This is a genomic window from Streptomyces sp. NBC_00988 (genome assembly GCF_045162645.1).
Classification (GTDB): Bacteria; Actinomycetota; Actinomycetes; order Streptomycetales; family Streptomycetaceae; genus Streptomyces.
This window is the reverse complement of record NZ_CP108730.1, coordinates 6,403,953-6,416,011: the sequence shown is the minus strand read 5'-3', so window position 1 is coordinate 6,416,011 and position 12,059 is coordinate 6,403,953. Positions and strand designations below refer to the sequence as shown.

Here is a 12,059-nt window from a genome sequence, read left to right as displayed (position 1 = left end):
TCACGTCTCTCACATCACTCAAGGAGAAATATTCATGTACGGACGAGTTGTCGGCGCCGGCACGACCGGCGCCGGTGGGGCCACCCTGGCCGCGACGGGCCTGTGGCTGAACAGCATGGCGATGATGGTGGCGGCGACCACGCTGGTGGCGGCGGGGATGGCCGTCTACAAGCTGGCCCCGCGCCCGCGCCGCCGCTAAGCCCTTGCCGCTGATCTCCCGTTTCAGGCGTCCTGGTCGTCTCGGTCATCCATGCCGGCCAGCACGAGGGGGAGACGGTCCGCCCCGCCCTCGGTGAGGCGGACTGGCACGCCCCAGTCCTGCTGGTGGACATGGCAGGCGGGGTATTCGTTGGAAGGGTCGTCATCGCACGAGGCGGCCATCGCGGAGACGTGCAACACGCCTTCCGCTACGGCCGGGTCGAGGGTCAGGGTGCGGTTCAGGTCCGTGCCCGCGCCCTCGCCGGCGAGGAGCAGCTCGGGCGGGGTCGCGGAGACGAGCAGCCGGGTCGAGGGGCCGTAGCGGGTGTCGAGCTTCTGCCCGGCCGGGGCCTGGAAGATGACGTCCAACTTCAGCTCGCCGGGGGCGACTTCGGTGGCCGCGCGCCGGGTGCGGTGGGCGACGGACTCGACGCGCACGGCCTCCTCCGGCAGGCGCAGCCTGGTCAGCCGGTGCCGGGCGGACTCGACGACCAGGATGTCGTCGCCGACGAGCACGGCGTCGCTCGGCTCCCTCAAGTCCGTGGCCAGCGTGGTGACTTCGTCGGTCGCGGGGTCGTAGCGGCGCAGGGCGTGGTTGTACGTGTCGCTGATCGCGACCGAGCCGTCCGGGAGCGCGGTGACGCCCAACGGGTGCTGGAGCAGCGCCTGTTCGGCCGCTCCGTCGCGATGCCCGAAGTCGAAGAGTCCGGTGCCGACGGCGGTGTGGACGGCCCCGTCAAGGTCCACCCAGCGCAGGGCGGACGTCTCGGAGTCGGCCAGCCACAGCCGGTCGGCGGTCGCGGCGAGTCCGGAGGGCTGCGCGAACCAGGCCTCGGGTCCGGGTCCGTCGACGAGCCCCTCGTTGGTGGTGCCGGCGGTGACGGCGACGGTGGGGTCGGTGGAGTCCGCGGCGGGGTCGTAGGCCCAGAGCTGGTGGACTCCGGCCATGGCGATCCACACCTTGCCCCGCCACCAGGCCACGTCCCAGGGGGACGAGAGGCTGACCTCGCGGGCGGGGCCGGACGTGGGCTCGCCCTGCATCCACTGACGGCCAGTGCCCGTGAGGGTGGTGACGGTGCCGGTGTCGAGGTCGAGCCGCCGCAGGGCGTGGTTCACGGTGTCGGCGACGACTACGGAGCCGTCGTCGAGGAGGGCGAGGCCCTGGGGTTCGTTGAAGGTCGCGGAGTCGCCCGAACCGTCGCGCAGGCCACGCTCCCCGGACCCGATCCGCCGTACGACCGTCTCGCCGTCCGCCGCCAGCTCGACGAGTTGGTGCCGGGTGGTGTCGCTGACCAGGAAGGTCCCCGACGGCAGGGCCAGCGCCTTGCCCGGGAAACGCAGGACCGTCGGCTCCGGCTCCGGTGCCACGTACGGCCCGTCCCCGCGCCGTAGCGTGCCCTTCGCGGTGTGCTCGGTCTCCAGCTCCTCCACCAGCCGCTCGATGGCGTGCGCGTGCCCCTCGCCCGCGTGCTGTGCGACGACGTACCCCTCCGGGTCGACGACGACGAGCGTCGGCCACGCGCGGACGGCGTACTGCTTCCAGGTGGCCAACTCCGGGTCGTCCAGCACCGGATGCTCGACGCCGTACCGCTCGACCGCGTCCACGACCGCCTGGTGCTCGGCCTCGTGCACGAACTTCGGCGAGTGCACGCCGATGATCACGACCGTGTCCCGGTGCTTCTCCTCCAGCTCACGGAGTTCGTCCAGGACGTGCAGGCAGTTGATGCAGCAGAAGGTCCAGAAATCCAGGATGACGATGCGTCCCCGCAGGTCGGCGAGGCTGTACTGCTTCTCGCCCGTGTTCAGCCAGCCGCCCTTGCCGGTGAGCTCGGGGGCGCGGACGCGGGCGCGTCGGGAGGTGCGGGGCGAGGATGCGTCGGTCATGGATCAAGAGTGCCACCGGCCACTGACAGTCACGACAGCGCGTGCCCCGTCGTGGCGTCCACGTGGTCCGGGATCTCGTCGTGGTGGTCGCCGACCGAGAGCGTGCCCGTGGGTTCGAGGACGAGGATCTCGGACGGGACGGGGGCGTAGGGCTTGTGTTCCGTGCCTCGCGGGACCGTGAAGACGCTGCCCTTGGGGAGGACGACCGTGCGTTCACCCGAGCCTGCCGACTCCCTTAGCGCGATGTGCAGTTCGCCCTCCAGGACCAGGAAGAACTCGTCGGTGTGGTCGTGGGTGTGCCAGAGGTGTTCGCCCTCGACCTTGGCGACGCGGACGTCGTAGTCGTTGACGGTGGTGACGATGCGGGGGCTCCACCGGTCGGTGAAGGAGGCGAGGGCGGCGGGGAGGGAGACGGGTTCCGTGGATGTCATGGGGTCAGCCTGCGGGGTGTCGGGGCGGCCTCACGAGTGCTAGGAATCGCACATGCCGCAAGGATCCTCTCAGCGCCCGCATCGCCCGCATCAGGTCGCCGTGATCGTCGACGAGGGCACCAACCCCTTCGAGGTCGGTGTCGCCACCGAGCTGTTCGGGCTACCGCGGCCCGAACTCGGGCTGCCCGGGCCGCTGTACGAGGTGCTGGTGTGCACGCCCGCGCGTGAGGTGCGGATGAACCACGGGTTCTTCACCCTCACCGGGGCGCACGGCCTGGACGCGGTGGACACGGCGGACACCCTCGTCGTACCGGGCCGGCCCGACAACGTCGTACCGCGCGGGGCCGCCGTTCTCGACGCCATCCGGCGCACCCACGCGCGCGGGGCGCGTGTCATGAGCCTGTGCACCGGGAGTTTCGCGCTCGCCGAGGCCGGGCTGCTCGACGGGCGCCGGGCGACCACGCACTGGATGTGGGCCGACCGTTTCCGCGTCCTGCACCCGCGCGTGCGGCTCGAACCGGACGTCCTCTTCGTGGACGACGGGGACATCCTCACCGCCTCCGGCAGCGCCGCCGCGCTCGACCTGGGGCTGCATGTCGTACGGCGTGACCATGGCGCCGAGATCGCCAACGCGGTGTCCAGGAGGCTCGTTTTCGCGGCCCACCGGGACGGCGGGCAACGGCAGTTCGTGGAGCGGCCGTTGCCCGATGTGCCCGACGAGTCGCTCGCGCCGCTGCTCGCGTGGGCGCAGGAGCGGCTGGGGGAGCCGTTGACGGTGGCCGAACTGGCGGGCCGGGCCGCGGTCAGTCCGGCGACCCTGCACCGGCGCTTCCGTTCGCAGCTCGGGACGACGCCGCTCGCCTGGCTGACCGGGGAGCGGGTGGCGCTGGCGTGCCGGCTGATCGAGCGCGGGGAGGAACGGCTGGACGTGGTCGCGGCGAGGTGCGGCCTGGGGACCGGCGCGAACCTGCGGGTGCGGCTGCGGAGGGAGACCGGATTGAGCCCGTCGGCCTATCGGCGGCGTTTCGGACCGGCTGCCGGGGAAGCCGTAATGTCATGAGATTCCTCGTACGCGATCGGATCCTCGGCTTCGGTGAGGATTACTGGATCGAGGACCAGAACGGCAACAAGGTGTTCCTGGTCGACGGCAAGGCCATGCGCATCCGGGACACCTTCGAGCTGAAGGACACGCACGGGCGCGTGCTCATCGACATCCACAAGAAGATGCTCGCCCTGCGCGACACGATGGTCATCGAACGGGACGGTGAGCCCCTGGCGACCATCAGACACAAGCGGTTCTCCCTGCTGCGCAACCACTACAAGGTGTCCCTGGTCGACGGCACCGAACTCGACGTCAGCGGCAAGATCCTCGACCGCGAGTTCGGCGTCGACTACGACGGCGAACTCCTCGCCCAGATCTCCCGCCGCTGGCTCCACATCCGGGAGACCTACGGCGTCGACATCGTCCGGGACGACGCGGACGCGGCTCTGCTGATCGCGGTGGCGGTCTGCGTGATCCACCTGGCGGAGAAGGAGCGGGAGGACTGACGCCCCGATCGGGAGGAGTGACGCCCTGACGGAACACCCTGACGGAATCCGCTTCTCACCCGGCTCGCCGCGGACGCTCCAGCCCCAGTACCCGGTCCTTGAGGGCCGGGAACTGGTCCCGGGTCGTCGCGACCTTCGCGGGGTCGAAGTCCACCGTGAGGATCTCCTCCCCCGCGCCCGCCTCCGCGAGGACCTCGCCCCAGGGGTCGACCACGATCGAGTGACCGGCCTGGGGAACTCCGGCGTGGGTACCGGCCGTTCCGCATGCGAGGACGAAGGACTGGTTCTCGACCGCGCGGGCCTGGGCCAGCAGGGTCCAGTGGGAGCGGCGGCGTTCGGGCCAGCCCGCGGGGAGGACGAGGGTCTCGGCGCCGGCGTCGACGAGGCCGCGGAAGAGTTCGGGGAAACGGAGGTCGTAGCAGGTGGCAAGACCGATGACCGTCTCGGGCAGACGGACCGTCACCAGCTCGCTGCCCGCGCCCATCAGTACGGCCTCGCCCTTGTCGAAGCCGAAGCGGTGGATCTTGCGGTAGGCGGCGGCAAGCTCACCGGAGGGGGAGAAGACGAGGGACGTGTTGTAGAGGGGGCCGTCAGGGTCTCGTTCGGGGATCGAGCCCGCGTGCAGCCACACGCCCGCGTCGCTCGCCGCCTTGGCCATCGCCTCGTAGGTCGCGCCTTCGAGGGGCTCCGCCTCTTCGGCGAACCGCTCGTAGGCGAACGCACCCGTCGTCCACAGCTCCGGCAGGACGACGAGATCCGCACCGGCCTGCTCGCGGACGAGGGACGCCATCCGAACCCGGCGAGATTCGACCGATTCGCCCTCTTCTACGGCGATTTGAAGGAGAGAGGCGCGCACACTACCACCGTCCTGGCATTCGAGCCGTTCACACGGGCCTACGATCGTCACACGAAAGCACTGCCGGGGTGCCTCACAGCAGCGTAACTTAGCGTTCCAAGACACCCGCCGACAGCCACCTCCCGCTGGCAACGCCGCCCGCCACCCGACCTGTACCGACCGCCGAGGGGTCCCGTTCCGTGAGTCTGCATCCCACTCTCCAGCCCTACGCCGACGCCTGGACCCACTCCATCGACGCGATATCCGAGCTGGTCACCCCGCTCGTGGAGGGAGAGTGGAACCGGCGAACGCCGTGCCCGGGCTGGTCGGTGCGTGACGTGGTCTCCCATGTCATCGGGCTGGACAACGAGATGCTCGGCGACCCGCGCCCCATCCACACCCTCCCGCGCGACCTCTACCACGTCACCAACGAGCACCAGCGGTACATGGAGATGCAGGTCGACGTACGACGCCACCACACGGCGCCGGAGATGACGTCCGAGCTGGAGTACACGATCATCCGCCGCAACCGTCAGCTGCGGAACGAGTCGCGCGAACCCGGCACGAAGGTGCGCGGCCACGTCAGCACCGAGGTCACGCTCGAAGAGTCGATGCGGAACCACGCGTTCAACGTGTGGGTGCACGAGCAGGATCTGCGCGCCGCCCTCGGCCGCCCCGGCAACCTCGACTCGCCCGGCGCGCACGTCGCCCGCGACGTGCTCCTCGCCGCGCTCCCGAAGGTCGTCGCCGACGACTCGGGCGCACCGCGCAGCTCGGCGGTCGTCTTCGACGTGCACGGTCCGATCGAGTTCCTCCGTACGATCCGCGTCGACATCCAGGGCCGCGGCACCCTGGAGACGGCCCCCGCGCTCGGCCCCGCCGCGACCCTGATCCTCGACTGGGAGACGTACGTCCGGCTGGCCTGCGGACGGGTCTCCCTCGACTCGGTGTCCGACCGCGTCAAGGCGGACGGCGACCCGGAGCTGTCGGCTTCGATACTGCGGAACTTCACCGTCACCAAGTAGCAGTCACCAAGGGGGAGCGGGAGCAGCGGGGCGGGACAGCGCGGAAATTCGTTGTCGCCGGCCGCCCGTCTGTGGCTAGCCTCCGCCGCATGTCTGACGTGACGTCCAAAACCGAGAACACCGGGACCGCTGACAGTGCCGGGCCTGACGACGGGCCTCCCCGGCTCACCCGGCTCGCCTTCCACAGCCCGCTCTCCGAGGCGCGTGCCGCCGGGATCGTACGGCGACTGGCCGGTGCGGGGCCGCGCACGGTGCTCGACATCGGCTGTGGCTGGGGCGAGTTGATGCTCCGGGTCCTGACCGCCGTACCGGAAGCGCGGGGTGTCGGGGTCGACGTGAACGCGCGGGATCTGGCGCGTGGGCGGCGCGATGCCGAGGCGCTGGGGCTCGCGGAGCGGGTCGAGTTCGTCGAGGAGTCGGCCGTGGGGACAGTGCGCGGGCCGGCCGATCTCGTGCTGTGTCTGGGCGCGAGCCAGGCCCTCAGTGCCGAGGAGCCTCCCCGGCACACTGTCGAGGCCCTGCGGGAGTTGCGGCGGCTCGTCGCCGACGGGGGACGTGTGCTGCTGGGTGAGGGGTTCTGGCAACGCCCGCCTACGACGGCCGAGTTGGCCGGTATGTGGCCGGAGGCGCGCGCCGACGAGCACTACGGCCTGGCGACGCTCGTCGATCACGCGGTGGCGGCCGGGTTCCGGCCCGAGTGGACCGAGACGGCGAACGCGGACGAGTGGGAGGAGTTCGAGTCGGCGTACCAGGCGGACGCGGAGGTGTGGCTCGCCGGGCACGGCGACCATCCGCTGGCCGCCGGGACGCGCGAGCGCCTCGACCGGCACCGGGCCCAATGGATGAGCTACCGGGGCGTGTTGGGGCTCGCCTACCTCACGCTGGTACCCGTCGTACCCGTCGTACTGGCGTAAGAAAGTCGTGTGAGAGCGGTGTGAGAAGGGGCGGGGTCACGCGGGCACGGGGTCACGCGGGCACGTGGACCGTCTCCACCCGGCTCGCCACGAGGCGTTCGCTCTCGCGGCGGGCCGCCCGGCGGCGCAGCCGGAGGATCTGGCTGACGCCGACCGCCTGGAGGACGAAGATCACCGAGAAGGCGATCGAGTAGTTGTCGCCGGTCGCGTCGAGGAGTACGCCGACCAGGAACAGGGTCGTCATCGAGGCCACGAAACCACCCATGTTGGTGATTCCGGAGGCGGTGCCCTGACGCTCCGGCGGGTTGGCCGGGCGGGCGAAGTCGAAGCCGAGCATCGAGGCGGGCCCGCAGGAGCCGAGCACCGTGCACAGCACGATCAGCAGCCACATCGGCGCGTGGTCACCGGGGTAGAGAAGCGTGACCGCCCACACCAGCGCCGTAGCACCGACCGTGCCGAGTGCCAGCGGGAGCCGCGCGGTGTGGTGCCGGGCGACGATCTGGCCGTAGACCAGGCCGACCAGCATGTTGGACAGGACGACGAGGGTGAGGAGTTCGCCGGCGGTGGCCCGTGACAGTCCTTGTGCCTGGACCAGGAACGGGAGGCCCCACAGGAGCAGGAACACCATCGCCGGGAACTGGGTGGTGAAGTGCACCCAGAGGCCGAGGCGGGTGCCCGGTTCGCGCCAGGACGCGGCGATCTGACGGCGGACGTAGGCGGCGCCCCGGTGCGGGAAGGGGGCTGGTTCGTGGCCCTCCGGGTGGTCCTTCAGGAAGAGCAGGAGCAGGACGAGGACCACGACTCCTGCGAGCGCGCTGCCCGCGAAGGCGGCCGTCCAGCCGATGCCGTGCAGCAGGCGGGCGATCACCAGGGTGGAGACGAGATTTCCGGCCATTCCCGCGAGGCCCGCGAGCTGGGCGACCATCGGACCGCGTCGCGCCGGGAACCAGCGGGTGCCGAGCCGCAGCACGCTGATGAACGTCATCGCGTCGCCGCAGCCGAGCAGCGCGCGGGAGGCGAGGGCGGTGCCGTAGGAGGGCGAGAAGGCGAAGCCGAGTTGCCCGGCGGTGAAGAGAACCACGCCGATGGTCAGCACCTTCTTGGTGCCGAGGCTGTCGACGAGGAGGCCGACGGGTATCTGCATGCCCGCGTAGACGAGCAGTTGGAGGATCGAGAACGTCGACAGGGCCGAGGCGTTGACGTGGAACCGCTCGGCGGCGTCGAGGCCGGCGACACCGAGGGACGTACGGAAGATGACGGCGACGAAGTAGACGGAGACGCCGATGCCCCACACGGCGAGGGCGCCGCGGCCGCCGGGCGGATCACCGGGAAGGGAGAGGGCGGAACTGGAACTACTGCTGCTACCGCTGCTGCTCATCGGACCTCGCCCCGAGCCAGGTGGGAGAACCAGTCGACGTGCTGGTGGACGATCCCGGCGGCCGCCTCGGCGTCGCCGGTGCGCAGCGCGTCGAGGATCGCCGCGTGCTCGGTGAGCGTCTTGGCGATGCGGTCGGGGTGCGAGTGCATGATCGCGACGCCCATCCGCAGCTGCCGGTCGCGGAGTTGGTCGTAGAGCCGGGAGAGGATCTCGTTGCCGCCGCTGCGGACGATCTCGGCGTGGAAGCAGCGGTCGGTGACGGCGGCACCGGCGAGGTCGCCCGCGGCGGCCTGTTCCTTCTGCCGGTCGAGGAGTTCTTCGAGCCGGGCGATGAGCGTCGGGGATGCCGGTACGACCTTGCGGACCGCGTGCTGCTCGACCAGCATCCGGGTCTCGACCACGTCCGCGATCTCCTGCGAGGAGACGGGCAGGACCAGGGCGCCCTTCTTGGGGTAGAGCCTGATCAGCCCTTCGACCTCCAGGCGCAGCAGGGCCTCGCGCACGGGTGTCCGTGACACTCCGACGGCCTCGGCCAACTCGCCCTCGGTGAGCAGGGTTCCGCCTTCGTAACGCCGGTCCAGGACACCCTGTTTGACGTGGGCGTAGACGCGGTCGGCGGCCGGGGGTTGCTTGACGGCGAGAGGGGCGGAATCGGTGGCGGCGAGGGACGGAGCGGGGGACGGCGACGGCATGAGGACAGCATAGATACAACACGTACGCATGAGGACGGACGTCCAGGATGCGGACGGAACCGAGGGGGGCTGAGGGGAACCAAGGGGAGCCGGGGTTGCGTCTACGGGGATGCGTCCATGGGGGTATGTTTCCGCGGCCGGTTCTCGGGGGCGTTTCACACATTCGGGGAACCCGGCCCAGCAACCGCACAACCTTCTGTGCTACTTACGTGTCACACACGTGCGGCCTCTTTTTCCCCCCTCCAACTGGCCGCTCCTCAGGGGCATTCAACGTATTCGGGGTACCTCAGTTGATTACTGCCATTACCGGCATCAAGGGCAGCCGTTTCCGCAGAGCCGCCGCGGTCACCGTGACCGCAGGCGCCGTGCTCGCGACCGGCGCCCTGACCGCGGCACCCGCGCAGGCTGTCACCAAGCCGTCGATCGTGGCCGCGGGCGGTTTTGTGATGAACAACGCCACGGGCAAGTCGCTCTACACGAAGGCCGCGGACACCAAGCGGTCGACGGGCTCCACCACGAAGATCATGACCGCGAAGGTCGTGCTCTCGCAGTCGAACCTCAACCTCGACGCCAAGGTCACCATCCAGAAGGCGTACAGCGACTACATCGTCGCGAACACCGCCTCCTCCGCCCACCTGATCGTCGGCGACAAGGTCACCGTCCGCCAGCTCCTCTACGGCCTGATGCTGCCGTCGGGTTGCGACGCGGCGTACGCGCTGGCCGACAAGTTCGGCTCGGGCTCGACGCGGGCGGCGCGCGTGAAGTCGTTCATCGGCAAGATGAACTCGACGGCGAAGACCCTCGGCCTGACGAACACCAAGTTCGACTCGTTCGACGGCATCGGCAACGGCAACAACTACTCGACGCCGCGCGACCTGACGAAGCTCGCCAGCAACGTGATGAAGAACGCCACGTTCAAGACGGTCGTCAAGACCAAGTCGTACAAGGCGAAGACGATCACGAAGACCGGCAGCACCCGCACGATGGCTGCCTGGACCAACACGAACACCCTGCTCAGCAGCTACAGCGGCACGATCGGCGTGAAGACCGGCTCCGGCCCCGAGGCCAAGTACTGCCTCGTCTTCGCCGCCACCCGCAACGGCAAGACGGTCATCGGCACGGTCCTCGCGTCGTCGTCGGTCACCCAGCGCTCGACGGACGCGACGAAGCTGCTCAACTACGGCTTCGCGACGATCGGCTGACATCCAGTCAGCTTGTTTGTCCGTAACTGAGGGACCTGCCGCATTCCAGCGGCGGGTCCCTTTGTCGTACGGCGGCTTGCGTACGACTTTCTGGTACGACCGTCACGTGAGGAGTTGAGTCGGCGATGTCGGCGAACGACCGGGAGCTGACGCGGTACTTCGCTCTTGAGGGCGCCCGAACTCTGCTGAGGCAGTACGGGGACTACGGCAAACCCGTCCCTGACGACCCCGAAGCGTGGCGGCGGGACCTGTTCCCGGTGATCCGGGGACTGTGGAACGCCGGAGAGGACGGCGGCCGGAACCTGTACGAGATCGCGACCCAACTCCACCTGGCGGCCGACCTGTTCGCGCACGACCCGGCCGGCGGACACCCCTCCCTCACGAACTTCCCGAGGGCCCAGTCGGCGGCCCGCACACCCGAGGTCTACCGGGCGGTGGCCGCGTATGTGGAGCGCTGGAAGGCACCGTTCGACCGGGAAACGCTCTTCGGAACACCCCTGACCGCCCGTGAACTCGCCCTGCGTTTCCCCCGGTTGAACCAGTTCTTGCTGAACTACTTCGGCCAGGACGGACTCGCCGTCGACGACGACATGCAGGACGCCACGTTGGAGGAAGGCCTCCACCTGGTCATCTCGGACACCCACCCATGGTGCCCGTGGCAGCTGCCGGGCCTGATCGCCGAGTGCGCGGAGGCACGCGCGGTGTTCCACACCGAGGAGCAGTTGGACGCGTTCTTCGGCGGGGGCGGGATGGGAGGGGGATCAGCCGGCGAACGGTTCACCGACTTCTTCCCGATCGTCGTCGACGCGTTCACGGAGCACTTGAGGGAAGCGCACTCGCCGATGTGGGAGCGGGTGCGGGGCTAGACAGCACCCACGTGCGCCGTGAACGCGGCCCAGGTGGTGGGGGTGAGCCGGAGTATCGACCCGTCCACGTCCTTCGAGTCACGGACAACGATCGTGCCGGGAACGTTGCGAGCGACCTCGACACACTCACCGTTACCGCTGCTGTACGTGGACTTGGCGAACTCGAAGGGGGACACGGCTCACAGCTCCTTGCGGATGCGTTCGATCAGGGCGGTGGAATCGCGAAGGGCGAGTCCGCTGCGAGCGATCCGCTCGAACGTGGTGTTGTGACGTGCGGCGTCGGCCTCGCTCTCCAGCCACAGGGTAGATGAGGTCGTGTCCATATAGACCACGTCCATCGCACCGGGCTCGGCGAACGACACGACGCTGAAGGCACTGGTCATGCCGGGATGGGAACCCGCGAGGAACGGAACCACCTGAAGCCGGACGTTCGGCCGGCGGGCCACTTCCGCCAGATGCGCCAGTTGGACCCGCATGACCTCCCGGCCACCGACAAGTTGGCGCAACGCCCCCTCGCCCACCACCGCCCACAGGTTGAGAGGGCTCGCGTCCGTCAGCCGTGCCTGCCGCGCGATCTTCGCCTCGACGAAGCGCTCGACGTCGTCCGGGTCGTCCCAGTCGGCGTTGCCGATCGCGAGAGCGCGTGCATAGTCCGGGGTCTGCAACAGGCCCGGGACAAAGGCGCCTTGCCATGTACGGACCCCGGTCGCGATGTCCTCCAGGGCCACGTACTCCACCAGGGCGCGCAACTCCGGGTACTGGTTCCACCACCCCTTGGCCTTGCGGCGCTCGCGGTCCGTCCTAGCGAGGCTCAGCAGCCGCTCCACGGCCTTCGGGCCGGTGACGCCGTACAGATCGCACAGGATCCGGATGTCGGGATCCCGGAACGGCACCCATCCGCGCTCCATCTTCGCGACCTTGGCCGCCGTCGCCGACAACGCCTCCGCGGCCTGCGGCTGGGTGAGCCGCGCCTCGTCACGCAGCCTCAGCAGCTCACCGCCCAACTTCCGGGCAAGAACGGTGGATACGCGATTCCCGCGCATGAACTGGCCTGCGGTCACGTCGGATTACCTCCCGGGTCGGGGC

14 protein-coding genes are annotated in these 12,059 nt (G+C 69.6%); 7 read left to right on the top strand and 7 right to left on the bottom strand.

Translation table 11 applies throughout. The annotated features are described in order from the left end of the window. Positions 1-34 precede the first annotated feature (34 nt). Complete coding sequence (locus OG496_RS29425; RefSeq protein ID WP_363094603.1) at positions 35-199, top strand: hypothetical protein; 165 nt, start codon at positions 35-37, stop codon at positions 197-199. A gap of 23 nt (positions 200-222) precedes the next feature. On the opposite strand, the gene OG496_RS29420 is transcribed toward OG496_RS29425, so the two are convergent. Together OG496_RS29420 and OG496_RS29415 are read right to left on the bottom strand one after the other, a co-directional pair. Further along, a complete protein-coding gene (locus OG496_RS29420; protein WP_405973020.1) occupies positions 223-2,082 on the bottom strand; it encodes a thioredoxin-like domain-containing protein in 1,860 nt (619 codons plus the stop codon). Positions 2,083-2,111: 29 nt separating this feature from the next. Further along, positions 2,112-2,513 (bottom strand): cupin domain-containing protein, encoded by a 402-nt coding sequence (locus OG496_RS29415; RefSeq protein WP_405973019.1) that lies wholly within the window; start codon positions 2,511-2,513, stop codon positions 2,112-2,114. Between the two features lie 52 nt (positions 2,514-2,565). Between OG496_RS29415 and OG496_RS29410 the strand changes: the two genes are divergently transcribed. Beyond that, on the top strand, positions 2,566-3,573 hold the full coding sequence (locus OG496_RS29410) for a GlxA family transcriptional regulator (RefSeq protein WP_405973018.1): 1,008 nt from the start codon (positions 2,566-2,568) through the stop codon (positions 3,571-3,573). Then, positions 3,570-4,061, top strand: coding sequence for an LURP-one-related family protein (locus tag OG496_RS29405; protein ID WP_366494715.1), 492 nt, complete (start codon positions 3,570-3,572; stop codon positions 4,059-4,061). Before OG496_RS29410 ends, OG496_RS29405 begins: the two co-directional genes overlap by 4 nt. 55 nt (positions 4,062-4,116) lie before the next feature. Here the strand turns inward: OG496_RS29405 and OG496_RS29400 are convergent, their stop codons facing one another. Further along, positions 4,117-4,917, bottom strand: a complete 801-nt coding sequence (locus OG496_RS29400; protein ID WP_405973017.1) for a carbon-nitrogen family hydrolase — start codon at positions 4,915-4,917, stop codon at positions 4,117-4,119. A 179-nt stretch (positions 4,918-5,096) separates the two neighbouring features. Here OG496_RS29400 and OG496_RS29395 point away from each other — a divergent pair, with 179 nt between their 5' ends. Continuing rightward, a complete protein-coding gene (locus OG496_RS29395) occupies positions 5,097-5,921 on the top strand; it encodes a maleylpyruvate isomerase family mycothiol-dependent enzyme (protein ID WP_366494717.1) in 825 nt (274 codons plus the stop codon). A gap of 89 nt (positions 5,922-6,010) precedes the next feature. Beyond that, positions 6,011-6,835, top strand: a complete 825-nt coding sequence (locus OG496_RS29390) for an SAM-dependent methyltransferase (protein WP_405973016.1) — start codon at positions 6,011-6,013, stop codon at positions 6,833-6,835. Between the two features lie 52 nt (positions 6,836-6,887). Here OG496_RS29390 and OG496_RS29385 read toward each other — a convergent pair whose 3' ends face one another. Continuing rightward, entirely contained in the window at positions 6,888-8,213 is a 1,326-nt protein-coding gene (locus tag OG496_RS29385) for a nitrate/nitrite transporter (protein ID WP_405973015.1), read from the bottom strand. Beyond that, entirely contained in the window at positions 8,210-8,905 is a 696-nt protein-coding gene (locus tag OG496_RS29380) for a GntR family transcriptional regulator (RefSeq protein ID WP_405973014.1), read from the bottom strand. The genes OG496_RS29385 and OG496_RS29380 overlap by 4 nt, the downstream gene beginning before the upstream one ends. 290 nt (positions 8,906-9,195) lie before the next feature. Between OG496_RS29380 and OG496_RS29375 the strand changes: the two genes are divergently transcribed. Next, the gene (locus OG496_RS29375; protein ID WP_399395239.1) at positions 9,196-10,107 is read left to right on the top strand and encodes a D-alanyl-D-alanine carboxypeptidase family protein; all 912 of its coding nucleotides are present in this window, start codon (positions 9,196-9,198) and stop codon (positions 10,105-10,107) included. Positions 10,108-10,232: 125 nt separating this feature from the next. After that, positions 10,233-10,973, top strand: a complete 741-nt coding sequence (locus OG496_RS29370) for a hypothetical protein (RefSeq protein ID WP_405973013.1) — start codon at positions 10,233-10,235, stop codon at positions 10,971-10,973. On the opposite strand, the gene OG496_RS29365 is transcribed toward OG496_RS29370, so the two are convergent. Together OG496_RS29365 and OG496_RS29360 are read right to left on the bottom strand one after the other, a co-directional pair. Next, entirely contained in the window at positions 10,970-11,149 is a 180-nt protein-coding gene (locus OG496_RS29365; RefSeq protein WP_405973012.1) for a DUF397 domain-containing protein, read from the bottom strand. The two genes, OG496_RS29370 and OG496_RS29365, sit on opposite strands and share 4 nt — an antisense overlap. Before the next feature lie 3 nt (positions 11,150-11,152). Further along, a complete protein-coding gene (locus tag OG496_RS29360; RefSeq protein ID WP_405976726.1) occupies positions 11,153-12,016 on the bottom strand; it encodes a DUF5753 domain-containing protein in 864 nt (287 codons plus the stop codon). Between the last annotated feature and the right edge of the window lie 43 nt (positions 12,017-12,059).